Raw genomic sequence first — 26102 nt, forward strand, 5'->3', positions numbered from 1 at the left:
CGCCCTGAGAGGCGAGGACGTTGTGGCTCTGGTCTTCGGGTCAGACAAAGGGGAGCATGCGCTGATAGCGCCCTGCATGCGCCTGGAAGCCCAGTTTTTCAAACAGGGCGATAGAGCGGACGTTATCTGCATCTGTAGTGGTCAACTAAATCCGGACACTTGGTTAGGCCGTTCTTCGGCTTTTGCTGGCGGTATCCCGTCATTGTGTTGATGTGGACGCCGCCAGTTGTAGTAATTCATCAGGTAATAACTGATATCTCGTTTTGCCTCTCGCAAGCTCATATATCCCATAGCCGGGAGCCACTCTGACTTCAGGCTTCTGAACAACCGTTCCATCGGGGCGTTATCCCAGCAGTTGCCACGCCGACTCATACTCTGGGTCATGCGATAGCGCCACAGTCGTTGCCGAAATGCCCGACTGCCATATTGGCTGCCCTGGTCGGAGTGAAATAGCACACCGGATGGGCAACCCCGCTGCTGATAGGCCATCTCCAGTGCTTTGATGGCCAGCTCTGCATCAGGCTTATCAGACATCGCCCAGCCTACGACCCGCCGGGTATGCAGGTCGAGCACTGCGGCTAGGTAATGCCAACGACCACCGGCCCAGACGTAGGTGATATCGCCACACCACACCTGATTGGGCTGCTGGACATCAAATTCGCGGGCCAGCAGATTGGGAATGTCCGGTCGTTCAGACCGAGCGACCTGATAGCGATGAGCGCCCGGTTGCTTGGATACCAGCCCGGCTTCCTTCATCAGGTTACGTACTTTGAATCGACCAATCTGATACCCCAACTCCCGCATCATCGACATCAAGGCGCGGCTGCCCGCTGAGTTCTGGCTTTCTTTGAACAAACGGCGCAACTCACAGCGCTGTTGCATGCGCTCACGGTTAATCGTCCGCCTGCGAGCCAGATAATCGTAAAAACAGGAGGTGGGAACATCGAAGGCGCAGCAGACCAGAGTGATGGGGGCTTGCTCCCTTAATCGGTCTATCAGCGCGTACGTGTGAACTCGTCCGTCATCAAGAGAGCAGTAGCCTTTTTTAGAATGTCCTTTTCACGTTCGAGTCGATTGATACGGGCTTCTAGCTCCTGGATTTTCTGCTGTTCCGGGGTCAGAGCTTTACTAATCGGGGTTGTGCCGCAGCGTTCGGATTGGAGCTGCTGAACCCAGCGGCGCAGTACGGTTTCACCGACATCCAGTGAACGGCTGGCTTCGGGGACTGAATATCCCTGGTCGAGCACCAGGGATGCGGCTTCGAGTTTGAATTCGGCAGTAAATGAGCGACGTAATCTTGTCATTGAACACCTCAGGTCATGGTGGCGACTGTACCACCTAAAATGATGTCCGGGATGATTAGACCACTACAATCGATATCTGCGGTGAGGCAGGTGACTCCCAGTGTGGTGGCGTGGGCGAACAGCAATCCCAGCGCCTCCGACATAAACCCTCTTCGCCAATAGGCCGCATTGAGCAGGCATCCCACCTCGCAGCTGTGACCCGCCTCGCTGAAACTGTGCAGGCCGCAGGTGCCGATCACCTTGTTGCCCTTCCGCTCGACAATCGCCCACTCCAGCGACTCACCCGTTTGCTCCAGCCGCACCACGCTCGCCATCATCTGCGCCACCATGGCGGGAGAGGTAAAGCAGGGATCAGAGGCAAACTCCATGGTCAGCGGATTGCCATAAATCTCGAACAGATCGGCAGCATCCTGCGGGCCAATGGTGCGCAGCACAATCCGAGTGCCGGTTAAGTCGGGCTTCATAAATATCCTTGAGCGCATTCGCCAAACAGTGATTGGCTGTGATTGCAAATGGAGTCAGACACCGACTGGTGGCCGTCGGTGTCTGGTGATAATTAGACCTGAGCAAACAGGATATGAACGAGTTAGAGCACATCCGTCACAAAGTACTGCACCACCTCTGTCAAGTCATGCTTCAGATACTCTTGCGTGTGAGCTTGTTCAAAGTGATATTTGAAATCATCTTCGCTGTTAAACCTTTCCCACAGCAAGAAACGGCTCTTATCATCTACACATTGATGAAGTGTGAAAATAGAGCAACCAGGCTCTTTTAGTGTCTCTTCGCAAAGCTCTTTCAAGTGTTGGCGAGCTTTATCGATGTTTTCAGGAAATTTGACCTTTAGCTCGGCAGTAATGTAATAACCGGGATTAAACATAAATGACTCCTTTCTGTAGAATCTGTACGCTAATCCCTCGAGTTCACTCTAGGTCAAGCATTTTTTGGTCGTAGGCATCTATTTTGTAACGCACAATATTCAGTTCACCATTGAGTCTTGCTATCTCTTGTTCAAGGTTGGTTTTATGAGCGACAAGCAAAGACTTCCTTTCTGACAAGGTTGTAGAGCCGGCTTGGCGTAGCTTGGCAAATGACTTTATTTCCGCTAGCGGCATTCCGGTAGACTTTAAACGTTTAATCCAGGTTAACCATTCAATATCTGTTTTATCGAAAATACGTTGGCCAGATTCATTTCTACGGATATTCAGTAATAGTCCTTCTTTCTCATAATATCGCAGTGTATGAATGGAAATATTTGTCATCTCTGCGACTTCAGAAATCTTCATGATATCTCCATGAAATTTTATATGAGGTTAAACGTCGGAATGATCAGAAGTCTTGGAATTAACTTCAAAATATACAAGTGGAGTTGGTTACGCATTATTTTTAAGTGCGTTGTTACTTTGTAGTCTGGCATCTATTTTTTTCGAAAAATCGGAGAAGCCATCCAAGTCAAAAGGAGCATAGATTTTCTTGAGACTATTGGTGCGAATAACCAAGCAATTTACTATTAGTAACATTTCCATGCTCACACCGATCATCTCTGTATAGGGTATGGATACTTTCCGGAAAAAGCGGTTTCGACCTACCACATCCTCACTTCTTAATTCGACAGAAAACAATCTGGAGGCTTGAGCCATTGCGAACAATACAACGAAGGATGCTAGCAGGATTTTTAAATATTGGTAAAAGAGCCAGACACCCAGCTCCATATTAAGTTGAGTTTTGTATGTGCTGAGCACAACAAACCCGGCAAAGATCAATGTGATAAATATAAAGAACCGCTTGCTCATGGAGAGTAATGGTTGTTTCCAATTTAATGAATATTTCATTGTCTATTCCAGTTGGATTAAAATAACATCTACTTAATCAGTGAATGGCAGCGGATCTCTACCTTGTCAGGGAAATTTACCATAGAGATATTGAATTTTCCGGATTTTTTTTGGCCGGTATATTCGCGATTCGCACCTACGTGCTTGAAATGTTTGTTAGCTATCTTTTTCACAGTGTAGAGGGAAATGCTGCGAAACACCCATTGCAGAACCATGCGATAATCTAAGATGTGTATCGCGATAATGGGTATAGCAATTATCAACTAAGTTAATTGTAGCTTTTAGTGCAACCTGTACCTCTTGCACAACTAGCTCGCAAATTTTATCTCGGGAGTTTTCGTAGATGCCCACTAGATCGTACCCAGTATTATCGATAACTGTGCCCTCCATCCATGACATATTTTTGAACATCTGATCATCACCAGTATAAAGCTCACTGAAACCTTTATGAGCTCGTTCATTACGATCTGTTCTCAATTCCTCACCAGTTTTGTCTAGAATTTTTAAGGATTCTAGAATGTCAGGGTGCTCGGTTTTAAGCACTTTATTTAGCTGCTTAATATTCAACTGAAAATCAGAGAGGCCTAGTTCCAAAACTTCATTCACAAAATGAAAAGCGATATCTCGCAGGCTAGAGAAACGAAATAAAGTTAGGTCAACTATAGACTTTAGCCAGTCATATCTATTTATATCTTGAACGCTCGACTTCACTGGAACAGTTTCAACTCCAAGCATTTGAGGTATTACTCGTAAATCGATGAACTGCTGTTCAAGCATATTAAATCTAACATAAGTTAAGTGTGCATAAGCCATATGTGGATCAGCTTCAGAGAATTCTTGCCAGTTTTGATAAGGTAAGTCATTGAGAAAATAGCAATTTATCGAATCATATAGAACACCTTTGAAGCTAGATTTTTCTAAATCCCACCAGTGATACTCATTATTCATAAAAACTCACAATTTCTGATTGATGGCTAATAATGATTAGATTAAGCCCGATAAAGACTGTTTTTAATAATGTTTGAAATGATCTTTTTATCTTCCATCGTATTAAGCTGAACGTGTTCATTTGATATTTTTTTACACGACCCTTACGGCTGTATAGAAAATAAATATTGGGCGGTACTATTATTATCAGATCGTTACGCCATGAAAGCCTCATTAATTAGTGCTCCGCTTTCTTGCTAAAACCGAATCTCCACCGACTCCACACTACGCTTTGCCTCACCGTGATAAACCGCTTCGATATTATTTCCGTCCGGATCGAGGACAAAGGCGGCGTAGTAGCCGGGGTGATAATTGCGCTCGCCGGGGGCGCCGTTATCTTTACCGCCGTTAGCCAATGCGGCCTGATAAAAACGATCCACCATGGTGCGATCTTTTGCCTGAAAGGCGAGGTGGTGGCGACCGGTCAACACCCCCAGCGCGGCGGGGCTATCGATAGAGGTGACAAACAGTTCGTCCGCCCAGAAGTAGCCATCACCTGTGCCGCCCAGCGGAATATCGAGGCTGGCCAGGGTTGCGGTGTAAAAGCGTTGGCTGGCAGCCAAATCTTTGACCACCAGCTGGATATGGTCGATCAAGCGACCTCGATACAGGGTTTGTGTTTCCATACACCACCTTGATTTGCATGTTGTGGGTGAGTCACCGGCTTGGCAGGCAGGGGAATTGGCATGGCTACCGCCCCTGAATTTCAGCTTCCAGTCTGCTGCGTTTCACCAACGGGATGGGGTTGGCATGGCTCATGGGAGACTCTGACGAGGCAAGTGTTGCCAAATGGCAATATTAACCATGGCGCTGTGGAGAGAAAACTCAATATTTAGAATTTCTGTGCAAGATCAATAAATTAATCAAGTGTCACCCACGATTGATGACGCGCCGAGATAGCGTGAACAACCCTTCTTGAGCTATCACCATAGAATATTCATGGTCATATCTGGCTTGAACCAGCATAAAACTCTTTGTTATTGTCCGCTCCCCCGCTGAAATAGCTTATTTACCTATAAATCAACAAGATGGCATTATGTGGTGGCGTTGCGGGGGCATCTGCTATCGGGAAGGAGAGTTATGAAGTCGCAGTTCAAAATGACGCTGGCCATGTTGGCCCTGTTCGTCGTCCAAGGCTGCACAGCCCCGGATTCATCCGCCAAGCGCAATGCACCCGGCCCGGTGCTGACAGTGCATTACGAAAGTGCCCCCCTGATCCCCGTCACCATCGCCGGTGAGCAGTTCCAGTTTTTGCTGGATACCGGGGCCAGTATCACCTTTATCGATCGTCGTCTGGCCAGCCGCTTCAAGGCGCTGACCTTAAGCGAATTGCCCAGGGCCTATCAGGCTGATTTTGCCACTGTGAACAGCGTTTCGAGCCAATTGGGCAGCGAGCAGCTTGGCTTTGTTGAGTCGCAGCCCTTCTCGCTGGGATCGGTCACCATTGATGACAGCGATCTGTGGGCAACCGTTGATTTCGATCTTTTCTCCCAGTCTCTTGGCAGCCGTATCGATGGCATCCTCGGGATCGACACCATCCGCCGTTTCAACTGGGTGTTTGATCGCGACAGGCATCAGCTCACGGCTTCGCTGACGGCACCGTCGGCAGCCACCTTCGAGCGTTGCATCGGCTATGAAGACAGCTACAACCGCTCCCCGGCAGTGTATCTGACCCACGGTGAGAGCAGCGTGCGCATGTATCTGGATACCGGGGCCGATCAGAGCTATGCCGACCATGCCTTTATCGACTTTATGGCGAGCCAGAAGGCGATCTCTGGCGAAGATGCCACGCCACGCAAAGGGGTGGACGCCAGCGGTATGGTGGAGGGGCGTGAACATATCCTCACCGGTCTGCACTTTGATGAGCGCCAGCTCGGTGAGCTGCGCGTGTCGGAAAACAGCAATGAGCAGTATGGTCTGGGGCTGGATTTTGTTAACCGCTTCAATCGCTTTGCGATAATGCCCGGGCGGATGATGCTCTGCTACGACGCCGATATCCTGGCGCGCAAAGTGCCGCCAGCCCTGCGCAATATCGGGGTGCGCTTTGATGGCGAGCATCTGCAGGTCTACTACAGCGATGAACGGGATCTTGCCCCCTATGGTCTGGCCAACGGCGACATTCTGGAGCAGATCAACGGGGTGGCTTATCGTCCCCTCGAGATCGACAAGGTGCGTGAACTGCTCAGCACCAGCAAGCCGGGGTCGCTCAAGTTGCGGATTGTGCGGGAAGGAAAACCGCGGGATATCGCTATCTAGTCAAGGTGGGGGGCGGCAAGACGAGCCGCCCCTATGAGCCTCAGCCCTTGGTCGGATTTTCCATGCAGGTGAGGGTTGGCTGGCCGTAGCGCTCCAGCGTGGCGTCTTCCCCTTTGGTGAAGAAGGTGAGGTTTTGCCCTTCATAACGGGCGCCGCTGGCGCTGGGGGCTTCATAGGCGAGCACTTGTTGCTGCTTGTCGCCCTCGCTCAGGTTGATCACCGCGGCGGGCAGCTTGGCATCGTTATAGAAGTAGGTGGAGAGAGTGACGTTCTTGCCGCACTTGTAGTTGACCGGTGCCGGCACCATCAGCTGGCCGCCGCTGATCTGCAGTTCGGTGATCCGCAGCAGGTAGTTATCCTCCACACACTGGCGCAGATCCTGCCCCTTCCAGCAGTCGTTGCGACCCTTGATCCAGCCGCGCTGCATGGCGCGCTCGGTCTTGAGCTGTTCGGGAGAGAGCGCGGCAATCGCCTTGGGGTAGAGGGCCGCCAGTTCGTTATCAAGGGCGGCCAGTCCGGCATCCTTGCAGATCAGGGTTTCGACCGACCCGGAGGCTTTGGTGCAGTCAAAGGAGGGGGTTGCGGCGCTGGCCAGCAGAGGGGCAAACAGCAGGGTGGCAAGCAAGGTCTTTTTCATCGATAGATTCCAGCAATGAAGAGGGCATATCTGCCTACTACAGCACACTCTACAGGGCAATGCAGCAGGGGAGCCGAGCGCACTTGCACTGCTGAATGGCTGCCAAGCGGGAAAACCCGACACTCCTGGCCGGAATGTCGGGTTTTTTGTGGCCGCGATAAAGGGGGAGGCGGGTTGCCCGGTTGATCAGGCCAGCGCCAGTTGCTGACTGCGGGCGCGCCACAGCCGCTCGTGGAAGAAGAACACCAGGGTGTTGATGGCCGGTTCGATCATCGCCATCACGCCGCCGGTGAGCAGCTCGCCACTCAGCAGGAAGGCAACCCCGAAGGCCACCGAGAAGTGGACCACCGCGAAGCTGCTGGTCTTGGCCTGCAGGCTGTGCTTTGGCTTGAGCTTGTGCCAGCCAAGGTCATGAAAGTAGAAGGCGACCGTGTTGACGGCAGGCTCGATCAGGGCGATCAGGCTGGCGGTCAGCAGCTCACCGGTCAGCAGGTAGGCCACGGTAAAGGCGACACCGAAGTGCAGGATGGCAAAGCTGATGGTCTTTTTCATGATGGCGGCTCCCTCTGTTGATGATGAGAGTATCTGCCGAAATGAGATTAAATGAAAACTATTCTCATCTATTGCCGAAATAGAGAGAACCTATCGACGGGCGAGTGGCCGGTGCGGTTCAGCGGTTGCCAATCGCAGCCAAGGCGATAAAGTACAGGTTCTTCACACTTGCCCATGAAAAAGGATCTTTCATGAATATCAATGCCACCCTGCTTGGCCAGTTCATTGCGTTGCTGATGGTCATCGTCGGCGTCATCGCCTGGCGACTGGCGCGCCGCAAGAGCGAGCATCCGGCGCTGGTCACCCTTATCTGCTCCCTGCTCTGTCTGTTTCCGCCCTTTGGCCTGCTGGCCCTGTTGCTGGTTGCGCTGAAACAGGATCTGCCCGCCCGCTCATAGGGCGCGCTGCGGTTGACGCACAGGTTCAGGCTGCCGCACACACCGGCCGCACCAATAGAAAAAGCCCCGTGATGGGGCTTTTTCTTTTGAACTCGGTGAGCAGAAGACCTTGGACACCCATCTTTTGGGTTCGGGCTCTGCTACGCCTTGCTCAAAAAGGTGGGTGTCCCAGATTTGCCATTACTGACCGCAATGTTAGGCATCAATGCGCTCCTCATTGAAGTAGCGGCCCTCGTATTCTGAGACCTGAAGCCAATCGCAGAGTTGAACAGTAAATCCTTGGCTGGCGATTTGCTTTCCAACTAGGCGCAAATAGTCTAGGTCAGGCTCGAAGGAACCTAGGCCAAGAATCTGTGACCCCACCTCGGTGAGTAGGTAGACCTCTAGCTTTAGAACCTTGGTCGGGTCGTCATGCTCCACGATCAATGCTTTGCCGTTGGATAACAACGCTTTGATGAATTTTCCTTCGACAACCGTTTTGTACGAGGTGTTTAGGCCCACAGCCTCAACACCAGACACAACGCCCATCTCTTGCAGTCGAAGCAATAGCCCGAAAGTCAAACCTCGTTCGTCGAGGTACTGTTTCTGCCCTCTCGCTATTCTTCCGTCGATTGCATACCGGGCGATCTTGCTGATGACATCGGCCTCTGGCTTAGATAGTGTTTTCAGGAACTCAAGTGTTCGGATGGAATATCTGCCTGGAGATTTGATCTCACCGGCCAAAACACTTCCCCATAGCCGCTGCAAATCTTCAGCCGAAACTTTCCCGGCATAGTCCCGCCAAGCGAACAGCCAATCCTCATCAATTTCCCGATCTGGTGGAGTTTGTGGATCGTTCGCCAGTTGCTCTTCGGCGTAGATAACAGCTTTGGCCGAGTTAAGTTCAATGCGAGCAGCATTGACGGCGCTGCAAGTGACTGCGGCGTTGAGTGCGTTTGGAAGCCCGAGTGTCGGCTCAATGCGGCTTTCGATTGTTATGTCCGTGCTTGACTGGTCGACGGAGGTAAGCATGAGAGTGCCGTCGCTCCGCAACTGCTTGCGACCCGCTCGTACATCGGCAGCATCTTTCTCCGCCTGTGCGAGCATAAGAAGTTCTTGATGCCGCACCTCATTCCGAGCACGACCTTCTCTGATGGTTTGCCAAGGTGTGAGTAGGGACCCAATGCCCTTCTCTGCAAGGGTTTCCCAAAGCTTGATGACGAGTTTTTCACCGGGAAATTCCAAGGTGTTCTCCATGATGTCTAACGCCGCATTAAGGTGTGAGCGGCGCTTGGCTATACTTGAGCGAAGCGAAACTGCCAAGCGTTGCGAATCACTCTTAAATGCTTTGTTATGTGCCTTAGCCCTCAACTATTACTCTGCGGTCAGAAATGAAGCGTTGTTTTAATACTTTTCGTTCGATTGGGTCTGAAGTAAAGACAACTAGCTGCTTTCCTTCTGGTAATTGGGGTAATACATAGTCAATAACTCTGAACGCTTTGCTTGTCAGTTGATAATTACCTGCATCAACGAAATAACGATTACATTCTTCCAAGAATACAACACCCTTAGGTGGAGGAGGGGTACTATTGTCAACAGAAATTAAACAATGATCTCTCAGTATTTGATCATAATTATTGAATATTAAAGAAAGTTTGTTTTTCCCACCTTCATACTCATAATTTACAGTGACATAAGAGGCATATTCATCCAAAAAACTCTTAAAATACGCAGCACCACCACCAAAATCTACACGATTAAGAAACTCACTTTTTGTATTAAACTGTTCACCATCATCTTCTAAAATAAATTTCTTTCCATCTATTTTCACTGCACACTCGCTAGCACTCCCATGGTAAAATGCGTTTACAGCGAGCTCTAAGAGCAGCTTTTTAGATTGCTTGTAAAAGCTATTTTCTATCCAACTTAGGCTCTCTTGAGATGACAGAATAGACGAAATCTTAACTTCCAAGTCTTCTTTGTTTATTTTTAGAGAGTGTTTGACATTCGGAAGACGCCTTGTTTCTTTCTTTGACTCCAAACTATCTTGTAAAACACTTAATTTAATAAGCACTTCGTTGATTTTATGATTGCTATCCATTGATACCTTAATGGCATTTATTTCTCTAGCAACACGTCCATTTTTTGAAATTTCAACTTTCACATGCTCAATAAATGCCCGCACCATATCATCAGTAGCATGATAATTTCCACATATACTAGTTTTAATAAAGTCTGATGGCTGCAAATCATAAACCTTGAAACTCAACAAATCGTATATTTTTTGCCAATTTTCTACATGCCAAATAAACAGGTTTTCGAAGCCACCTTCAACATTTCTTTCGATACTTTTGCAGTATTTTTCTGCAGCTTTATCAAAGCATTTATACAAATCATCTGCTATTGGGTCATCAGACTTGGAAACAAATACACTGCGTGCAAACTCAAAAATTGAAGTCGCTACAATCTTAGATACAACACTCTCGATAAACATTTTGACCACTCTCTATATTATCTATTTTGACCACTACACTCTGGCACATAACAGTGATTAGATGGAAGGCGGCATTAATCCGTTAGCAGAGAATTCCATATAACTCCGTAACATTCTTACTGCCGCCAAGTAAAAATAATCATTAAATCATAACGTCATCAGCTTTCTTCGTATGCTGGGCGTATTCGCTTGCCCCCCTTTTCTTGCGCCACCGTTACTACTGTGTGGAAAATCAGTGCTCAGCGCACTCTTGGCAAGCGCCGCCAAAGCATGCCTGCATGAGCAGGTAAGAAATAAAAATGGGGTCGTCACCATGTTGAGTGGGTCGTAGGCAACTCTCGCTTATCCATTCCATCCGGCATGGCTACCGCCCCTGAATTTCAGCCCCCAGTCTGCTGCGTTTAACCAACGGGATGGGGTTGGCATGGCTCATGGGGTGACTCCTACGAGGCTTTGTTGCCAATCGGGTATATTAGCGGCGGGTAGGCGGAGGGAAAGGGCCAGATGGCCGATTTCTGATCTGGATCGACTAATTAGTCAATAACGACTGTTCTGGTGTGCAGGCGGGATGCGTGGCCGCCATTGGTGAGGAAACAGTTAGTCGGGAAAAGGGTTGGTGGGTAAAGCGGTTGCGGGTAAAAAACAAGAAGCCCCTGAACGGGGCTTCTCTTTGCTGGCCATGCCGCCACTGTGAACTGCTGGGCTGGCCGACTCGCTGGCGCCTTGACCGGGCGCCAGAGCAGGCTGGTGCAGGTTTACTCTTCGACCTTGTTGAGCCACTCCACCTTGTACTGGGAACCGGCACCCTGCGCCAGCTTGGCACAGAGCGGTTTGAGGAAGGCTTCAATCTGCTCGTCCAGCATCCAGGGCGGGCTGATGATCAGCATGCCTGAGCCGTTCATGCCCCAGTCGGCAGTCTGACCGGCCACTTCCAGCTCGGCCACCAGCACGTTGCCAAAGTTCTCCCGCTTGATGGCGCGCAGCATGTCGCGGGATTTGTCTGCCTCCTGCCCGAGGATCGGATACCAGAGGGCGTAGATGCCGGTGGCCCAGCGCTTTTGCGCCTTTTTCAGGGTATCGACCACGGCGAAGTAATCTTCTTTGAGCTCATAGGGCGGGTCGATCAGCACCAGCCCGCGGCGCGGGGTGGGCGGCAGCAGGGCGATCAGCCCCTCGAAGCCATCACGGTGGTGTACGGCCACGCGGGGGTCGTAACCCATGTTGGCGCGCAGGTCTTCGACCTCGTTGTTGTGCAGCTCCATCAGCGCCAGCTTGTCCTGCTCGCGGGTGAGGCGACGGGAGAGCTCCGGCGAGCCGGGGTAGTAGTGCAGCTGGCCATCGCTGTTCATCTCCTCGATGACGCCGAGATAGGGGGCCATGGCAGACCACTGGGCCCGCTCATCCCACAGGCGGCCGATGCCGTCGGCATACTCGGCCTTCTTCTGGGACCAGTCGCCGCGCAGGTCGTAGAGACCGCCACCGGCATGGGTGTCCAGCACGATGAAGGGTTTCTCCTTCTTCTTGAGGGACTCGATGATCAGGGCCTGAACGGCGTGTTTCAGCACGTCGGCATGGTTGCCGGCGTGAAAGGCGTGGCGGTAGCTCAGCATATTAGATCTCTGAGGGGGCCCTGCTGGGCACCCAGTAACGATAGATAGTTCAACAAATTGCGGCTGTTGCCGCGAAACAGGGAGAGGCTGCGCAAGGTCTGCAACAGGACGCCCTGTTGTAGCCGCTCCAGCTCCAGTTCGTGGGCCAGCATCGACTGATACTGCTGCTCGTCGAGCCGCGTCTTGGCGCTCTGGCGCAGGGCGCGCCACGGGGTCAGCACCGCCTCGGTCTGCACCAGCGCCGGTTGCAGGTCGGTGAGATCGACCACGATGCCGAGTTGATCGAGCCGGTGCAGCAGCAGCGCCAGATTGACGTTGCCCCCCTGCTCCTGCACGGTGAGCCAATCCTGGCTGCGCTCACCATAGACCTTGCCGCTCCAGTGCCAGAAGCCGATCGGCGTCGGCAATTCGTGGACCGCGACCCGCTCGCTGGCCATCAGCTGTTCGTCACGCAAAGAAGGCTTGCTCCATGGTTTCCAGCTCTTCGGAGAGGCTCATCCACTCCAGCTCCACCTCTTCCAGCTGCTCCTTGAGGGGGCCCTGGGATTTGAGCAGCTCGGAGAGCTTGGTTTTAGCGCTCTCTTCGTAGATGGCGGGGTCTGCCAGCTGGCTCTCGATGTCGCCGAGCTTGCCTTGCAGCTTCTCCATGCTCGCTTCGAGTTTTTCGAGCTTCTGGCGCAGGGGGCGGGTCGCTTGCCGGAACTCCGCCTCGCGCCGTTTCTGATCCTTGCGCGCTACCGCCGAGTTGGCGGAGACCGAGCCATTGGCTGGTTTGGCGTTGGCTTCTTTCTCCTGCTCGCCGAGCCACTTGTGGTAGTCGTCCAGATCGCCGTCGAACGGCTCGACCCGGCCACCGTGCACCAGATAGAAATCATCTGTGGTGGTGCGCAGCAGGTGACGGTCGTGGGAGACCACTACCATGGCCCCTTCGAAGCCTTGCAGCGCCATGGTGAGGGCGTGGCGCATCTCCAGATCCAGGTGGTTGGTCGGTTCATCCAGCAGCAGGAGGTTGGGTTTTTGCCAGGTGATCAGCGCCAGCACCAGCCGCGCTTTTTCGCCGCCGGAGAAGGGGGCGACCTTGTCGAGCGCCTTGTCACCGTGGAAGCCGAAGCTGCCCAGATAGTTGCGCAGCTCCTGCTCGGTCTTGTCCGGCGCGAGGCGGGCCAGATGATCGAGCGGGGAATCATCGAGACGCAGGGTCTCCAGCTGATGCTGGGCGAAGTAGCCGATGCTCACCCCGGCGCTCACTTCGAGCTTGCCCGACAGCGGTGGGTTGGAGCCCGACAGCATCTTGATAAAGGTCGATTTACCGGCGCCGTTGCGACCGAGCAGACCGATGCGTGAACCCGGTACCAGATTGAGTTTGATCTTCTCCAGGATCACCTTGTCGCCGTAACCGGCAGAGAGGTTCTCCATGGCAATGAGCGGGGTCGGCAGGGCCGACGGCTCGCGAAACTCGAAGCTGAACTCGGAGTCGGCGTGGGCGGGCAGGATCTTCTCCATCCGCTCCATCGCTTTCAGGCGGCTCTGGGCCTGGCGGGCCTTGGAGGCCTTGTAGCGGAAGCGATCCACATACGCCTGCATGTGGGACATCTCTCGCTGCTGCTTCTCGTACATGGACTGCTGCTGGGCCAGATGTTCGGCGCGCTGCAGTTCGAAGTCGGAGTAGCCGCCGGTGTATTCGTTGAGCTTGCCGTTCTCGATATGGATGATGCGGCTGATGACCGAATCGAGGAAATCGCGGTCGTGAGAGATGAGCACCAACGTGCCCTGATAGCCCTTGAGCCACTTCTCCAGCCAGATCACCGCATCGAGATCCAGGTGGTTGGTCGGTTCATCGAGCAGCAGCAGATCGGAGCGGCAGAGCAGCGCCTGAGCGAGGTTGAGGCGCATGCGCCAGCCACCGGAGAAGCTGCGCACCGGCGAGCTCAGCTGCTCGTCGCTGAAACCGAGGCCGTGCAGCAGCTCGGCGGCGCGGGCGCGAATGCTGTAGGCGCCGATGGTATCGAGGCGACCGTGCAGCTCGGCCACCAGCAGACCATTGTCATCCTGTTCGGCCTGCACCAGCTGGGCTTCCAGCGAGCGGAACTCCTTGTCGCCGTCGATCACGTACTCGAGCGCGGAGCAGTCGAGCGCCGGGGTCTCCTGCGCGACGCCTGCAATCTGCCAGCCAGCGGGCAGGCTGAAGGTGCCGCTGTCGATGGCCAGCTCGCCCCGTACCAGTGCAAAAAAGGTGGACTTGCCACAGCCGTTTTTGCCCACCAGACCCACTTTGTGGCCGGGGTGAATGGTGGCGGAGGCGTTGTCCAGCAGCTTGCGGCCGCCGCGGATCAGTTCGATTTGACTGGCAACTATCATGGGTGGGATCTGCTTGCTCAAAATGGAGGAGAAAAACTGGCGCGGATCTTACGTGAAATGACGCTGATTTGCACTGTAGCGAAGGGCTGGCCACTGGCTGGCGCTGCAAAAACATGCCATAACAGAGAAACCAGTTTGGTTACGGGAGGTTAGCATGCATATCAGGGATATTATGACGACCCGGGTCGCCACCGTTTCAATGGATGATCGACTCCGAGTCATCAGGGATATCTTCGAGCAGGCACACTTTCGCCACCTGCTGGTGCTGGAAGAGGAGGAGCTGGTGGGGGTCATCTCGGATCGGGATCTGTTCCGCGCCATCAGTCCCTATCTCGACTCCGAAGCCGAGATGAGCCGCGATACCGAAACCCTCAACAAGCGGGCCCACCAGATCATGAGTCGTCAGCTCGTCACCATCGCACCCCATCTCACCGTGCGCGACGGCGTCAAGCTGATGCTGGAGAAGGGGGTCTCCTGCCTGCCGGTGCTGGAGAATGGCGCTCTGGTCGGCATCATCAGCTGGAAAGATTTTCTCAAGGCGGCGCTGGAGAGTGACGCGCTGGTTTGAGCCCAACGCTCATCGTCATCAGCTGACATAGAACAAATAGAGAGAGGGGAGCCAAGGCTCCCCTCTCTCTATGTTGGCTTTGCCGAAAATGCCGGTTTGCACGCCGCCAGCATCATCATGGCTCGGGCTGCCCTGCGACAAGACAGGAGGGGCCGCAGCCGGAGAGGTGCGGCTGAAGATGAGTGCGGATCTCCTGCAGGGTGCGCTGGTATTGCTGGGCATGCTGATCGAGAAACGCGGGGCTGTGCTTGAGGCGCCGCTCCAGGGTATCGACCAACAGCGCCACCCTGGGGGCCGCCATACCCGCTGGCCAGCAGTGTTGCAGCAGCTCCAGCAGTTGCCAGGCATCGCCCGGTAGGGCGGGGAACTCCTCCAGCAGCTGTAAGCCCGCTTGCAGGGCTGTCTGATATTGGCTGGCCTGCATCGCCTTGTGGCGCAGCTGGCGCAGTTCGCTCAGCCGTTGTTCTTTCGCCGTCAGGCGCTGGCCCAGCTCGGCCACCAGATGGTGGAACAGCTGGCGGGTGAGCGGGTGGGGCGCCACCCTGACGCGGTATTGGGTCAGCTGGGTCAGGTAGCGCTGGGCGTGGTGGGGCAAACCGCAGAACTGGCTGACTGCAAAGCCGAGCAGCAGGGTGAGGTGGTTATCGCTCCCCTCATCCGGCTGGTGGTGGGCAATCAGGATCAGCGCCTCGTCGAAGCGGTAATCCAGCCCCAGCATCAACGCCTGCAGCAGCTCATATTCGTGGGGTTGCAGGTGGACGGTGCGCTTGAGGTGCTCCCACTCCTGTTGCAGGGAGCGGATCCGGTTGCTGGAGGGGGCGTGCCACAGCACCGTCAGACTGGCATTGAGCATGAAGCTGTCGATGGCGAGGCGGACGCGCTGCTCGCTGAAGTGGCGCAGGGTCAGGCTGTTGGCCTGCTCCAGCACCTTCTCCTCATCTTGCAGCACCAGCCCGAGCAACATCGCCAGCTGATGCCAGCGTGGCTGATGGGGGCGGATCTGCAGCAGCTCTCCCATGGTCTCCCAGGCCGCCAGCCAGTGATGCTGATGCAGCTGGCTGGCGAGTTGCAGCTCCAGCCGGGTGGCCATCGAGACGCTGGCCTGATGGCGCTGCAAGTCGGTCTGGGCGCTCTGCAATTTTCCGAGCCCCAGCATGGCGTAGAAGAGTCCTGCCCTTGGCCAGCTCGCCTGATACTCGTTGGCACAGAGGGCATAGTGCTGGGCGGCGGTGATCCGCTCGGCTGATTGCAGCAGCAGGTAGCCCTTGAGCCGATCCAGCCAGGGGGTCAGCGAGCGATTCTCCCGTTGAAACAGCAGGTCTTCACAGAGGGCGGTAGCCAGTTGCCACTCCCGCAGCAGAATGGGGGCGGCCAGCGTACGGGTCAGGTTGCTTAACTTCACCAGCTGGCCGAGCACCGCGGTGAGCTGCTGGGTCATGAAGGGGAGGGGCAGATAGAGGGAGAAGTAGAGATCCGAGGGGAGAAACTCCTGCTCGCTCTGGTCGGCATCGAGCAGCAGCAAGACGCAACCGGGTTGCAGCAGGCCGAGATAGTGCGCTTCATGCAGCAGCCGGGCTCCGTCAAGATCCTGCTGCTTGTCCTGCTGACAGATGATGGCGTCGAAGGCGTGCTGTTGCAGCAAGGCTAGCAGGCCGCTGCGCTCGTGGTTTGGATGGCTGTGGTAGTGGATCCGGTCGGCGGGCACCCCCTGTTCGGTCAGTTCCCGGGTGATGGCGCTACGGAGCAGGGGATCCTCTTCGAGCAGCAGTATCGTCATGCACGTACTTCCTGTGAGCAAACCATTAGGTTGATTATGGTAGACCCAAGAGGAACATAGGCACAGCACTCGCTGAGTGAAAAGCTGACAGTAGCCAGCAGGGTGCTGGAGGGCGCACTATGGGCTGTTATTTCAATCGGTTATGCCATCTCTCAGGGCGGCAACCTGTTATTGCCGAGGGCGGGTCTGCGTCCCGAAGGGGCAGTCGCTCTGGCGGATCAGCCGCGACCCCTTGCCCTGTTCCCCCAGCCAGCTCAATTCCAGCTTGCCGAGGCGGCCCAGATGGCGCAGCTCGAACTCGTAGCGCTGGCAGATGTTGTCTTGGGGCAGGCTCGCCATACCTGCAGGCAGACGGTATTGATAGCGCAGGAGTGGCCCATCTTCCAGCTTGCTGGTCACCGGCACCAGCCCCTCCGGGGTGGGCTGCGGCGCCCCGAGTGCGCGGCGCAAACTGAGCGGGGCATCGATCGCCTTTTGATAGTGCAGGCCGTTCATCGCCGCCAGCTCCTCTTCCAGTCGTTGCAACTCCCCTTCCAGCCCATTGAGCGCGGCCCCCAGCTGCTGGTGGGTCGTTGACGAGGCGCAGCCACCCAACAACAGGGTGGCAAGCAGCAGGGCGGCTCTGATGGGGGGCACGGCATCTCCTTGGCAATGACGATGAAGCGTGAAGGTCAGGTCGGCTGGCCCTGACTATAGCAGGGGATTGCTGGGGGGCGTCCCCTGCAGCAGTTGCGCCAGACGGGCCAGCCCCTCGCCGACCCGGGCGTCGGTGGCGGGTTGGCTCAGGCTCAGGCGCACCCCCTGCGGAGCGGCAAACTGACCGGCGGCGAAGTGTTCCCCGCTCGCCACGCCAACGTCAAGGGCATCGGCGGCAGCGGCAAACTGCTGGCTGCGCCAGGGCTCCGGCAGCGGCAGCCAGGCGTGCATGCTGCCCGGCTGCCAGCGGGCGGCAGGCAGCAGGTGGCGCAGCAGTTCGCCACGGCGCTTGAGGATCTCCCGCTGTTGCTCGACCAGCGGCATGATCTGGCGCTGACTGACCATTTTGCAGGCGAGCTCGATCAGCAGCGGACTCACCATCCAGCTCGACAGCCGCATGGTCTGGGCGAAGGCGCTGCGTAGTGCGGGGGGCGTGAGTACGAAGCCCACCCGCAGGCCGCCGCAGGCGATCTTGGCCAGACTGCCCAGATAGATGACCCGCTCCGGCGCCAGATTGACCAGAGGGATCACAGATTGCTGGGGCAGCAGGCCGTTGACGTCATCCTCGATGATCAGCAGATCGTGGCGACGGGCGATGGCGACGATGGCCTCCCGCCGCGCCAGACTCATGATGGCGGTGGTGGGGTTTTGCAGGGTCGGGGTGAGGTAGAGCAGCTTGGCCCGGCGGGTGCGGCAGGCGGCGTCCAGCGCCTCGGGCAGCAGCCCCTCCTCATCCATCGCGAGCCCCACCACCTGATTCTTCAGCTGGCGAGCGTTGCCCAGCATACCGGGGTAGCTCAGCCCCTCGCACAGGATGGTCTCCCCCACGCAATTGGTAGCCAGCAGCGCCAGCATGATGCCGTGCTGGGCGCCGTGGCTGAACAGCAGGCGATCCTCACTGCAGGCCACCTCTTGCTCCGCCAGCCAGTCGACGAACTGCTGGCGCTGATCCGGCCGTCCCGCCTCCTTGTCGTAGCCGAGCAGGGCGTTGAGATCCCCGTCCGCCACTTCCCCCAACATGGGGCGAATGATGGCCGCCCGATCCAGCTGCACCGGCAGGTTCTGCCACAGCTCGATGCGGTGCCCCTCCTCCTGGCGGATCACCCACTCATTGGCGGGATCCGTGTTCGCTCCCTTGACCCAGGTGCCGTGTCCCACCCGGGCGGCCAGCAGGCCGCGTCGCTCCGCCTCGCTGTAGGCGCGGGTGACGGTGCCGACGGTGACACCCAGACGATCCGCCAGGGATCGGTGGGTAGGCAATCGGGTCTGCGGTGGCAGCTCGCCATTAGCGATCCCCTGTTCGATCGCTTTGACCAGCTTGAGGTAGAGGGGGCCATCGAAGGCCGTAAGGTCGGGCGTCCAGATTGTCATGGTGACAATAAATCCATTGATCAAAATTTTTTGTCAATATAGCGTGAATTTCAACCTGATAACAACCAGATAGCACACATTGTATCGATACAATGTGGCAAGCAAGGAGTCACAATATGACGATGGAGTGGTATGTCACCCTGTTCGGTTTTGCCGTACTCACCTGCGGTACGCCGGGGCCCAACAACCTGATGCTGACGGCCTCCGGCGCCAACTTCGGGGTGCGTCGCACCCTGCCACATCTGCTTGGGGTGGGGCTGGGGCAGCCGGTGTTGCAACTGGTGCTGGCGCTGGGGCTCTATCCGCTGTTCGAGCGCTGGCCTTTATTACGCCTCGGTTTGCAGATCTTCGGCAGCCTCTATCTGCTGTGGCTGGCGTGGCGTATCGCGGTGGCTGGTGCGCCGGGGGATCCGGCCCGGCGCGCCCGTCCGCTAACCATGCTGGAGGGGCTGGGCTTTCAGTTCCTCAATCCCAAGGCGTGGATGATGGGGATCTCCGCCATCAGTCTGTTCAGCCTGCCCGGCGCCAGTTACTGGTCGAGTCAGCTGGCGGTGATGGTCATGTTTGTGCTGGTGGCCCTGCCGGTCTGCTTTGTCTGGGTACTGTTCGGCCATCAGCTGAGCAACTGGATCAGCTCGGATCGGGGCTGGCGGCGACTCAACGGCTCCCTCGGTCTGCTGACGGCGCTCTGCGTGGTGATGCTCTGGTATTGAGTCGTGTTGCGCTGATAGGGGAGGTGGCCGAGAAAGAGGCATTTCTGACTTGTCGCCACGGGGTTGGCTCTGCATATTAGAAGGCTTTCCCCATAACGGGGGCGTTGCATCGACAAGAGGTTGAGATGGATCTGAACTGGTTACTGCCCCTGGCGGGGTTTGCCCTGGTTACCTGCGGCACGCCGGGGCCCAACAATATGTTGCTCACCAGCGCCGGGGCGGCGCAGGGTTTTCGCCGCACGATTCCCCTGCTGGTGGGGGTGGTCGGGGGGATCAATCTGATGATCCTCGCCACCGCGCTGGGGCTTGGCGTGGTGTTCGAGAAGGTGCCGCTGCTGCACGATGGCCTCAAGCTTATCGGTTCGGCCTATCTGCTCTGGCTGGCGTGGAAGGTGGCGACCGCCAGTGGTCCGGCCGAGGGCAACCGGCCGCTTATTCCCGCCCATCAGGGGGCCATGCTGCAACTGCTCAACCCCAAGGCGTGGATGATGGCGCTCTCCGCCATCAGCGGTTTCACTCTGGCGGGGGAGGCTTACTGGCCCTCCGCGCTCTGGGTGCTGGTGATCTTCTTTATTACCGGCCTCTACACCGGGGCGTTCTGGGTGTTGTTTGGTGCCCAGGTGCGGCAAATCATTCGCACCGCCCGGGGCTGGCGGCGTTTCAATCTCGGCATGGGGCTGGCGACGGCCGCCTGTGTCGGGATGATCTGGATTTAGCCCGGGGTTGGCCCGGGCCTTTACCGGCTGTCTTGTTGGCCCTGCGGGGCCTTTTTTATCTCGCCCGCGTGACCTTGCCTGCAAGGTGGCGTGGTTCTGCCTTCCCTTGGGATAAAAGGAGTTCCTATGAAATGTATCGGTCTGCTGGGTGGCATGAGCTGGGAGTCCACCGTCAGTTACTATCAGGCGCTCAACCGCGGGGTGCGCGCACAGCTCGGTGGTTTGCACTCGGCGCGGGTGCTGCTCAACAGTGTCGACTTTGCCGGTATCGAGCGGCTGCAGCATGCCGGTGACTGGCCCGCTACCGCCCGTCTGCTGGCGGCGGAGGCGCGCAAGTTGCAGGATGGCGGCGCCGATTTCTTGCTGATCGGCACCAACACCATGCACAAGGTGGCCCCCGAGATTGAGGCGGCCATCGATATCCCGCTGCTCCATATCGCCGATGCTACCGCGGCCAAATTACGGGCGGACGGGATAACCCGGGTCGGCCTGCTCGGCACCCGCTTCACCATGGAGCAGGATTTTTACAAGGGGCGCTTGCAGGAGCGCTTCGGGTTGGCGGTGCTGGTACCCGATGAGGCCGGGCGGGAGCGGGTACACAGGATCATCTATGACGAGCTCTGTCTGGGGGAGATCCGTGCATCGTCGCGGGCCGAGTATCTGGCCATTATTGAGGGGCTGGCGGCCGCGGGTGCCGAGGCGGTGATCCTCGGTTGTACCGAGATTGCCCTGCTGGTGGGGGATGCCCGGGCGGCGGTGCCGCTCTACGACACTACCGCCATCCATGCCGAAGCGGCGGTCGCGCTGGCACTGGCATCCGATTAATAAACTGGTCAGATCTCACTATTCATGCTTGTCTCATACCCCTTGCCATAAAAGCGTGTAAAATTGCGCCCTGAATTTTCCCCGGCCAACGCGGGTTGGCTGCGGTTTCCTAGCATGCAAGGCTGACATTGTGACTGAAGTAGATAGATTCGCGGATATTCGCCCCTACCGCGATGAAGAAGTGCCGGCAGCCATCGAACGGCTGATCCAGGATGATGAATTTATCGGCGCCATCGCCAAGTATCGTTTCGGTTCCCTGATGAGCTGGCTGGGTTGGGCCATCCGCCCGATGATCCGCCTGTTCCTGCGCCGCAAATGGTCAAAAGTGACCACAGTGCATCAGGTCCAGATGGGGGTCACCCGGTACATGTCCCGCATGATCGCCACCTCCACCAAGGGGGTGACCTTCTCCGGGATCGAGCATCTGAAGAAAGAGCAGGGCTATCTGTTTGTCTCCAACCACAGAGACATCGCCATGGATCCGGCGTTCGTCAACTGGGGGCTGCACACCCACGGTTTCGATACCGTGCGCATCGCCATCGGTGACAACCTGCTGCGCAAACCCTGCGCCACCGAGCTGATGAAGCTCAACAAGAGCTTTATCGTCAAACGCTCCGCCAAGGGGCCGCGAGAGATGATGAAGGCGCTCGGCGAGCTGTCTGCCTATATTGGCAACTCGGTCCACGAAGGTCACTCCATCTGGATCGCCCAGAAGGAAGGGCGCGCCAAGAATGGCGATGACAAGACAGATCCCGCCATCCTCAAGATGTTCTACGTCGACGGCAAGAAGCAGAAGATCGACTTCGTCGACTACATGCGCAGCCTCAATATCGTGCCAGTCAGCATCAGCTACGAGTTGGACCCGACCGACAAGGCGAAGGCGCGCGAGCTCTACGAGAAGTCGGTCAACGGCAGCTACGAGAAGGGCGAGTTCGAGGATATCGAGAGTATCGTCGCCGGTATCGTCGGCATGAAGGGGCGGGTACACGTCTCCTTCGGTGCGCCGATCACCGAGGGCTTCAGCGATCCGGACGAACTGGCCGCGCTGATCGACAAGGCGATCTGGAGCAGCTACCACCTCTTCCCCAGCAACTATCTGGCGGCCGATGTCTCCGGCAAGGCCAATACCATCGAGCAGGCGGCATTTCTGACCCGTCAGTCAGAGGTGCCGGAAGAGCACAAGGCGATCTGGCGGGCCATGTACGCCAAACCGGTGGAAAACGCCAAAAAGGCTTGAATGAAACCGGTTGTTAAACGGTTTTGCGAAAAAAACGGGTGCTGATGCGCCCGTTTTTGCGTCTGGTCAAAGTCGAGGGGGAAAGGGTGGTGAATAATATGGTTTCAGCTGGTACGATCACTATGAAAATGGGATTATGTCTCTTGGCAAGGTGCTGACGAGTGTGTAACAGTGCCTATATAGCTGAACATGAGCAAAAGCTCTAAACCGGTTTGCACGGATTGCAGACGGCATTATTGAAGGACCTGTCACAGGTCCTTTTTCATTGGCTGGCAAAGATGCCGCCCAGATATACCTAACAGGAAACAGACGCCATGATCACCGGTAGCCTGAACACCTTGCAGCGGACGCCGCTGCCCGCCCCGCTGGCCCGCATCATGGCCGAGGTGGTGAAGAGCGTGGCGCACTGGGGTGACGCTCCGCTCGGCAAGACCGAGATCGATGGTCTCAACCTGTTCTGTCTGGTGAGTGAAGATCTGACCGAGCCTGCCGCGGATCGCCGTGGCGAATTCCATCAGCAGTATCTCGATATCCAGTTGCTGCTGCGCGGTGAAGAGTGGATAGGTGTGGGCCCCCACGACTACGTGAGCGACGGCGCCGACCATCTCCATCCCGACCTCTGGTTTGTCGATGACGAGCAGACCAGCTATCTGGCGCTGCAACCGGGCGATTTCGCCATCTTCTGGCCGGGCGAGCTGCACCGCCCGCTCTGTACCATCAACCAGCCCGCCAAGGTGAAGAAGCTGGTGGTCAAGGTACACAAGGATCTGCTGGCTATCGCCTGAGCACTCCCATTGAGGCGAGCCCTGCGCAGCTGATGCGTTGAGACTCGCAAGCATTGAAACCAGTGATACGCACCACAAGTTGCGATCACTCTTTCAAGAGCAAGAATTGAAACCAGTGATACGCACCACAGGTTGCGATGACTCTTTCAAGAGCAAGAATTGAAAAATTGGACGCACCCTCCTGCGACCATAAGCCCCCGGCAGGGGAATCCCATCCTCTTTTGGATGACACGACACTGTCGGCATAAAGCCGAAGCACAGGAAGATGTAGAAAATGAGCAAGTTGGTATTGATCCTTAACTGCGGTAGCTCTTCCCTGAAATTTGCCGTAATGGACGCCGAAACAGGTGAGGACATGCTGTCCGGCCTGGCCGAATGCTTCAATCTGGATGATGCACGTATCAAATGGAAACTCCACGGGGTCAAGGGCGAAGCCATGCTGGGAGCGGGTGCCGCTCACCAGGAGGCCCTCGACCATATCGTGGGTCACATCCTGCCGCAGGATCCGACTCTTGCCGAGCAACTGGTGGCCATCGGTCACCGAATCGTACACGGTGGCGAGCAGTTCTCCCGCTCCGTGCGCATTGATGACGGCGTGATCGCCGGTATCGAAGCCGCCATTCCGTTCGCCCCGCTGCACAACCCGGCCCACCTCATCGGTATTCGCGCCGCGCTGAAAGTGTTCCCGCAGCTGTCCGAGAAGAACGTGGCCGTCTTCGACACCGCTTTCCACCAGACCCTGCCGCAAGAGGCCTACCTCTATGCGCTGCCGCACAAGCTCTACCGCGAACACGGCATCCGTCGTTACGGTGCCCACGGTACTTCTCACCGCTACATCGCGGAAGAAGCCGCGAAAGAGCTGGGCAAGCCGTTGAATGAACTGAACATCATCAACTGCCACCTGGGTAACGGTGCCTCTGTCTGCGCCATCAAGAACGGCGAATCCGTTGACACCTCCATGGGTCTGACTCCGCTGGAAGGTCTGGCGATGGGTACCCGCTCCGGTGATATCGATCCGGCCGTGGTCTTCTTCATGCACGACCAGCTGGGTTACAGCGTTGAGCAGATCAACCACACCCTGACCCGTGAGTCCGGTCTGCTTGGGATGACAGAAGCGAGCAGCGATTGCCGCTACGTCACCACCAACTACGCCACCGACGCCGGTGCCAAGCGTGCGCTGGATGTCTTCACCTACCGTGTGGCCAAGTATGTCGGCGCCTATGCCGCTGCGATGGACGGTCGTCTGGACGCCGTGGTCTTCACCGGCGGTATCGGTGAGAACGCTGCCATGGTGCGCGAGATGGTGCTGGCGCGTCTGGCCCTGTTCGGCTTCAAGGTGGACAAAGAGGCCAACAACGCCGCGGTACTGGGTGGCGAAGGTCGCATCACCACCGCCGACAGCCGTTGCGCTATGGTGATCCCGACCAACGAAGAGCTGGTCATCGCCCGCGATGCCCTGAGCCTGGTCTGCTAAGTCAGCCTCGCTTTGAAACAACGCCCGGCCTGTGCCGGGCGTTGTCATTTCTGGCGTACGCCGATTTGACATGGGGGAGGGGAGCGGTACCCTGACCACCACTGTTTTTGCAGCCAGCGGGCTGCCCGGTTCGGGAGAGAGCAATGAAAGAGGCGTTTTTTAACTGGTTGTCGGGCCTTGGGGTGGAAGTGACCAGCCTGATGGCGCTGGTGATCGCGCTGGGCTTTATCGTCATCACCTCGTTGCTGCTGCATATGGCGCTGCACCGGGTGCTGCTGGTCCGGCTGGTGGGGATCCTCGGCAAGGCCAAGCAGGTATGGTTGCCGCCCCAGCTGCAACAGCGCCTCTTCAACCGGCTCGCCTTCGTGCTGCAGGGGGCCGTGCTGCTCGGTCAGGCGGAGATCTGGCTGCCCCGTCAATCGGATAGCCTCAAACTTATCGAGATGGTGGCCCAGCTCTGGATCTTGCTGTTCCTGCTGCTGGCCTTCTTCGCCCTGCTCGACTGCCTGTTGTCGGTGAGCCGTTACACCCGCCTTGGTCGGGATTTGCCCCTGCGTGGCATCTTCCAGGGGGCCAAGCTGGTAGGCAGCATTCTGGTGGGCATCCTGATGATAGCCCTGCTGCTCGGCAAGTCGCCGCTGTTCCTGTTCAGCGGTCTGGGTGCCATGACCGCAGTGCTGATGCTGGTGTTCAAGGACCCCATCCTCGGGCTGGTGGCGGGGATCCAGCTCTCCGCCAACCGGATGCTGAGCGTCGGTGACTGGCTGCAGATGGACAAGTACGGCGCCGATGGCGAGGTGACCGACATCGGCCTCACCACGGTCAAGGTGTCGAACTGGGACAAGACCATCACCACCATTCCCACCTATGCCCTGATCTCCGACTCTTTCAAGAACTGGCAGGGGATGACCGAGTCGGGCGGCCGCCGCATCAAGCGCAGCGTCAATATCGACATGACCAGCGTGCGCTTTCTGACGGCCGAGGAGCAGTTGCAGCTCAAGCAGGCCCAACTGCTGGCTCCCTATCTCAGTCGCAAGGAGCAGGAGCTGAGCGCCTACAATCAGCAGCTGAGCGATGCATTGAGCTGCCCCATCAACGGTCGTCACCTCACCAACCTCGGCACCCTGCGCGCCTATCTGGATGCCTACCTGCGCGCCCACCCCGGCATTCGCAAGGACATGACCCTGATGGTGCGCCAGCTGGCACCTACGTCAGACGGTTTGCCGCTGGAAATTTACTGCTTTACCGCGACCACCGCATGGGCCGATTACGAAGGGATCCAAGCCGATATTTTCGACCATATCTTCGCCATCATTGAGCAATTTCATCTGCGGTTGCATCAATCTCCCACAGGTTACGATATGCGTGCCTGGCAACGGGGATAAACAGGGAAATGGGGCAGGTCGAGGACGTGGAAAAAACCGCATATTAATCATCGACCCGTCGCCACTTGTCAGTTGAAATTTGCCGTGCAGAGGAGAAAAATGGCGGCCTTCTCTTCGCGCCCCTGATCCCCTCTTGATCAGCTGCCAGCCC

The 26102-nt window shown here is 56.5% G+C and carries 27 protein-coding genes; 10 read left to right on the forward strand and 17 right to left on the reverse strand.

All coding sequences use genetic code 11. The annotated features are described in order from the left end of the window. Positions 1-141: 141 nt before the first annotated feature. From ACTG20_RS05675 to ACTG20_RS05705, 7 genes are all read right to left on the reverse strand, one after another. Positions 142-1304 (reverse strand): IS3 family transposase gene (locus tag ACTG20_RS05675; protein ID WP_194494941.1). Its coding sequence is split into 2 segments (ribosomal slippage): positions 142-1049 and positions 1049-1304, totalling 1164 coding nucleotides; the frame shifts between segments, so codons are not numbered across the junction. 8 nt (positions 1305-1312) lie between these two features. Next, positions 1313-1768, reverse strand: a complete 456-nt coding sequence (locus ACTG20_RS05680) for a GNAT family N-acetyltransferase (protein WP_439987503.1) — start codon at positions 1766-1768, stop codon at positions 1313-1315. 122 nt (positions 1769-1890) lie between these two features. Beyond that, on the reverse strand, positions 1891-2181 hold the full coding sequence (locus ACTG20_RS05685) for a putative quinol monooxygenase (RefSeq protein WP_194494640.1): 291 nt from the start codon (positions 2179-2181) through the stop codon (positions 1891-1893). A 43-nt stretch (positions 2182-2224) separates the two neighbouring features. After that, positions 2225-2587 carry a MerR family transcriptional regulator gene (locus ACTG20_RS05690; protein WP_194494641.1) on the reverse strand — a complete coding sequence of 121 codons (363 nt, stop codon included), beginning with the start codon at positions 2585-2587 and terminating at the stop codon, positions 2225-2227. 87 nt (positions 2588-2674) lie between these two features. Next, a complete protein-coding gene (locus tag ACTG20_RS05695; protein WP_194494642.1) occupies positions 2675-3133 on the reverse strand; it encodes a hypothetical protein in 459 nt (152 codons plus the stop codon). A 156-nt stretch (positions 3134-3289) separates the two neighbouring features. After that, positions 3290-4081 carry a Cthe_2314 family HEPN domain-containing protein gene (locus ACTG20_RS05700; protein ID WP_194494643.1) on the reverse strand — a complete coding sequence of 264 codons (792 nt, stop codon included), beginning with the start codon at positions 4079-4081 and terminating at the stop codon, positions 3290-3292. A gap of 236 nt (positions 4082-4317) precedes the next feature. Continuing rightward, complete coding sequence (locus tag ACTG20_RS05705; RefSeq protein ID WP_194494644.1) at positions 4318-4746, reverse strand: VOC family protein; 429 nt, start codon at positions 4744-4746, stop codon at positions 4318-4320. A 454-nt stretch (positions 4747-5200) separates the two neighbouring features. Between ACTG20_RS05705 and ACTG20_RS05710 the strand changes: the two genes are divergently transcribed. Next, complete coding sequence (locus tag ACTG20_RS05710; RefSeq protein WP_439987504.1) at positions 5201-6376, forward strand: aspartyl protease family protein; 1176 nt, start codon at positions 5201-5203, stop codon at positions 6374-6376. A gap of 40 nt (positions 6377-6416) precedes the next feature. Here ACTG20_RS05710 and ACTG20_RS05715 read toward each other — a convergent pair whose 3' ends face one another. After that, a complete protein-coding gene (locus tag ACTG20_RS05715; RefSeq protein WP_194494646.1) occupies positions 6417-7013 on the reverse strand; it encodes an MliC family protein in 597 nt (198 codons plus the stop codon). A gap of 186 nt (positions 7014-7199) precedes the next feature. Then, positions 7200-7565, reverse strand: coding sequence for a DUF2061 domain-containing protein (locus ACTG20_RS05720; RefSeq protein ID WP_194494647.1), 366 nt, complete (start codon positions 7563-7565; stop codon positions 7200-7202). Between the two features lie 191 nt (positions 7566-7756). On the opposite strand from ACTG20_RS05720, the gene ACTG20_RS05725 reads away from it, so the two are divergent. Beyond that, on the forward strand, positions 7757-7963 hold the full coding sequence (locus tag ACTG20_RS05725) for a hypothetical protein (RefSeq protein ID WP_042656489.1): 207 nt from the start codon (positions 7757-7759) through the stop codon (positions 7961-7963). Positions 7964-8158: 195 nt separating this feature from the next. Here ACTG20_RS05725 and ACTG20_RS05730 read toward each other — a convergent pair whose 3' ends face one another. The 5 genes from ACTG20_RS05730 to ACTG20_RS05750 form a co-directional block, all read right to left on the reverse strand. Beyond that, positions 8159-9187 carry a DUF2806 domain-containing protein gene (locus ACTG20_RS05730; RefSeq protein WP_439987505.1) on the reverse strand — a complete coding sequence of 343 codons (1029 nt, stop codon included), beginning with the start codon at positions 9185-9187 and terminating at the stop codon, positions 8159-8161. Between the two features lie 115 nt (positions 9188-9302). Beyond that, positions 9303-10436, reverse strand: coding sequence for a hypothetical protein (locus tag ACTG20_RS05735; protein WP_439987506.1), 1134 nt, complete (start codon positions 10434-10436; stop codon positions 9303-9305). A 755-nt stretch (positions 10437-11191) separates the two neighbouring features. Then, positions 11192-12046, reverse strand: a complete 855-nt coding sequence (locus ACTG20_RS05740) for a 23S rRNA (adenine(2030)-N(6))-methyltransferase RlmJ (protein ID WP_439987508.1) — start codon at positions 12044-12046, stop codon at positions 11192-11194. Continuing rightward, a complete protein-coding gene (locus ACTG20_RS05745; protein ID WP_005343337.1) occupies positions 12040-12501 on the reverse strand; it encodes a DUF2390 domain-containing protein in 462 nt (153 codons plus the stop codon). The genes ACTG20_RS05740 and ACTG20_RS05745 overlap by 7 nt, the downstream gene beginning before the upstream one ends. Beyond that, the gene (locus ACTG20_RS05750; protein WP_194494651.1) at positions 12494-14404 is read right to left on the reverse strand and encodes an ABC transporter ATP-binding protein; all 1911 of its coding nucleotides are present in this window, start codon (positions 14402-14404) and stop codon (positions 12494-12496) included. Before ACTG20_RS05750 ends, ACTG20_RS05745 begins: the two co-directional genes overlap by 8 nt. Before the next feature lie 154 nt (positions 14405-14558). On the opposite strand from ACTG20_RS05750, the gene ACTG20_RS05755 reads away from it, so the two are divergent. Then, complete coding sequence (locus tag ACTG20_RS05755) at positions 14559-14972, forward strand: CBS domain-containing protein (protein ID WP_040068349.1); 414 nt, start codon at positions 14559-14561, stop codon at positions 14970-14972. A gap of 115 nt (positions 14973-15087) precedes the next feature. Here ACTG20_RS05755 and ACTG20_RS05760 read toward each other — a convergent pair whose 3' ends face one another. The 3 genes from ACTG20_RS05760 to ACTG20_RS05770 all read right to left on the reverse strand — a co-directional run bounded on the left by ACTG20_RS05760 (position 15088) and on the right by ACTG20_RS05770 (position 18816). After that, a complete protein-coding gene (locus tag ACTG20_RS05760) occupies positions 15088-16749 on the reverse strand; it encodes a hypothetical protein (protein WP_194494652.1) in 1662 nt (553 codons plus the stop codon). A 168-nt stretch (positions 16750-16917) separates the two neighbouring features. Continuing rightward, the gene (locus ACTG20_RS05765) at positions 16918-17385 is read right to left on the reverse strand and encodes a hypothetical protein (protein WP_194494653.1); all 468 of its coding nucleotides are present in this window, start codon (positions 17383-17385) and stop codon (positions 16918-16920) included. Between the two features lie 54 nt (positions 17386-17439). Then, complete coding sequence (locus tag ACTG20_RS05770) at positions 17440-18816, reverse strand: aminotransferase-like domain-containing protein (protein WP_194494654.1); 1377 nt, start codon at positions 18814-18816, stop codon at positions 17440-17442. 116 nt (positions 18817-18932) lie between these two features. On the opposite strand from ACTG20_RS05770, the gene ACTG20_RS05775 reads away from it, so the two are divergent. The 7 genes from ACTG20_RS05775 (at position 18933) to ACTG20_RS05805 (ending at position 25951) form a co-directional block, all read left to right on the forward strand. After that, positions 18933-19529 carry a LysE family translocator gene (locus ACTG20_RS05775; RefSeq protein WP_005335536.1) on the forward strand — a complete coding sequence of 199 codons (597 nt, stop codon included), beginning with the start codon at positions 18933-18935 and terminating at the stop codon, positions 19527-19529. 125 nt (positions 19530-19654) lie between these two features. Further along, on the forward strand, positions 19655-20245 hold the full coding sequence (locus tag ACTG20_RS05780) for a LysE family translocator (protein ID WP_005335534.1): 591 nt from the start codon (positions 19655-19657) through the stop codon (positions 20243-20245). Between the two features lie 126 nt (positions 20246-20371). Next, positions 20372-21070 (forward strand): aspartate/glutamate racemase family protein, encoded by a 699-nt coding sequence (locus ACTG20_RS05785; RefSeq protein ID WP_159144311.1) that lies wholly within the window; start codon positions 20372-20374, stop codon positions 21068-21070. A 130-nt stretch (positions 21071-21200) separates the two neighbouring features. Further along, positions 21201-22307: a 1-acyl-sn-glycerol-3-phosphate acyltransferase gene (locus ACTG20_RS05790; RefSeq protein WP_005362790.1), complete on the forward strand. Its 1107-nt coding sequence runs from the start codon at positions 21201-21203 to the stop codon at positions 22305-22307. 314 nt (positions 22308-22621) lie between these two features. Further along, positions 22622-23092 carry a YhcH/YjgK/YiaL family protein gene (locus ACTG20_RS05795; RefSeq protein ID WP_439987509.1) on the forward strand — a complete coding sequence of 157 codons (471 nt, stop codon included), beginning with the start codon at positions 22622-22624 and terminating at the stop codon, positions 23090-23092. A gap of 274 nt (positions 23093-23366) precedes the next feature. After that, positions 23367-24566: an acetate kinase gene (locus ACTG20_RS05800; RefSeq protein ID WP_005335525.1), complete on the forward strand. Its 1200-nt coding sequence runs from the start codon at positions 23367-23369 to the stop codon at positions 24564-24566. A gap of 143 nt (positions 24567-24709) precedes the next feature. After that, positions 24710-25951: a mechanosensitive ion channel family protein gene (locus ACTG20_RS05805; protein ID WP_005335524.1), complete on the forward strand. Its 1242-nt coding sequence runs from the start codon at positions 24710-24712 to the stop codon at positions 25949-25951. Positions 25952-26102 lie beyond the last annotated feature (151 nt).

Origin of the sequence: Aeromonas sp. 84A (assembly GCF_051919345.1) — a bacterium.
GTDB classification, from domain to species: Bacteria; Pseudomonadota; Gammaproteobacteria; order Enterobacterales; family Aeromonadaceae; genus Aeromonas; species Aeromonas veronii.

Excerpts from the sequence above, each read along its gene's own strand:
- ACTG20_RS05785 (WP_159144311.1), top strand. The coding sequence starts at position 20,372 with ATGAAATGTATCGGTCTGCTGGGTGGCATGAGCTGGGAGTCCACCGTC.
- ACTG20_RS05795 (WP_439987509.1), top strand. The coding sequence starts at position 22,622 with ATGATCACCGGTAGCCTGAACACCTTGCAGCGGACGCCGCTGCCCGCC.
- ACTG20_RS05780 (WP_005335534.1), top strand. The coding sequence starts at position 19,655 with ATGGATCTGAACTGGTTACTGCCCCTGGCGGGGTTTGCCCTGGTTACC.
- ACTG20_RS05725 (WP_042656489.1), top strand. The coding sequence starts at position 7,757 with ATGAATATCAATGCCACCCTGCTTGGCCAGTTCATTGCGTTGCTGATG.
- ACTG20_RS05800 (WP_005335525.1), top strand. The coding sequence starts at position 23,367 with ATGAGCAAGTTGGTATTGATCCTTAACTGCGGTAGCTCTTCCCTGAAA.
- ACTG20_RS05760 (WP_194494652.1), bottom strand. The coding sequence starts at position 16,749 with ATGACGATACTGCTGCTCGAAGAGGATCCCCTGCTCCGTAGCGCCATC.
- ACTG20_RS05685 (WP_194494640.1), bottom strand. The coding sequence starts at position 2,181 with ATGTTTAATCCCGGTTATTACATTACTGCCGAGCTAAAGGTCAAATTT.
- ACTG20_RS05690 (WP_194494641.1), bottom strand. The coding sequence starts at position 2,587 with ATGAAGATTTCTGAAGTCGCAGAGATGACAAATATTTCCATTCATACA.
- ACTG20_RS05700 (WP_194494643.1), bottom strand. The coding sequence starts at position 4,081 with ATGAATAATGAGTATCACTGGTGGGATTTAGAAAAATCTAGCTTCAAA.
- ACTG20_RS05770 (WP_194494654.1), bottom strand. The coding sequence starts at position 18,816 with ATGACAATCTGGACGCCCGACCTTACGGCCTTCGATGGCCCCCTCTAC.
- ACTG20_RS05720 (WP_194494647.1), bottom strand. The coding sequence starts at position 7,565 with ATGAAAAAGACCATCAGCTTTGCCATCCTGCACTTCGGTGTCGCCTTT.
- ACTG20_RS05705 (WP_194494644.1), bottom strand. The coding sequence starts at position 4,746 with ATGGAAACACAAACCCTGTATCGAGGTCGCTTGATCGACCATATCCAG.
- ACTG20_RS05805 (WP_005335524.1), top strand. The coding sequence starts at position 24,710 with ATGAAAGAGGCGTTTTTTAACTGGTTGTCGGGCCTTGGGGTGGAAGTG.
- ACTG20_RS05775 (WP_005335536.1), top strand. The coding sequence starts at position 18,933 with ATGACGATGGAGTGGTATGTCACCCTGTTCGGTTTTGCCGTACTCACC.
- ACTG20_RS05735 (WP_439987506.1), bottom strand. The coding sequence starts at position 10,436 with ATGTTTATCGAGAGTGTTGTATCTAAGATTGTAGCGACTTCAATTTTT.
- ACTG20_RS05715 (WP_194494646.1), bottom strand. The coding sequence starts at position 7,013 with ATGAAAAAGACCTTGCTTGCCACCCTGCTGTTTGCCCCTCTGCTGGCC.
- ACTG20_RS05750 (WP_194494651.1), bottom strand. The coding sequence starts at position 14,404 with ATGATAGTTGCCAGTCAAATCGAACTGATCCGCGGCGGCCGCAAGCTG.
- ACTG20_RS05740 (WP_439987508.1), bottom strand. The coding sequence starts at position 12,046 with ATGCTGAGCTACCGCCACGCCTTTCACGCCGGCAACCATGCCGACGTG.
- ACTG20_RS05755 (WP_040068349.1), top strand. The coding sequence starts at position 14,559 with ATGCATATCAGGGATATTATGACGACCCGGGTCGCCACCGTTTCAATG.
- ACTG20_RS05710 (WP_439987504.1), top strand. The coding sequence starts at position 5,201 with ATGAAGTCGCAGTTCAAAATGACGCTGGCCATGTTGGCCCTGTTCGTC.
- ACTG20_RS05695 (WP_194494642.1), bottom strand. The coding sequence starts at position 3,133 with ATGAAATATTCATTAAATTGGAAACAACCATTACTCTCCATGAGCAAG.
- ACTG20_RS05680 (WP_439987503.1), bottom strand. The coding sequence starts at position 1,768 with ATGAAGCCCGACTTAACCGGCACTCGGATTGTGCTGCGCACCATTGGC.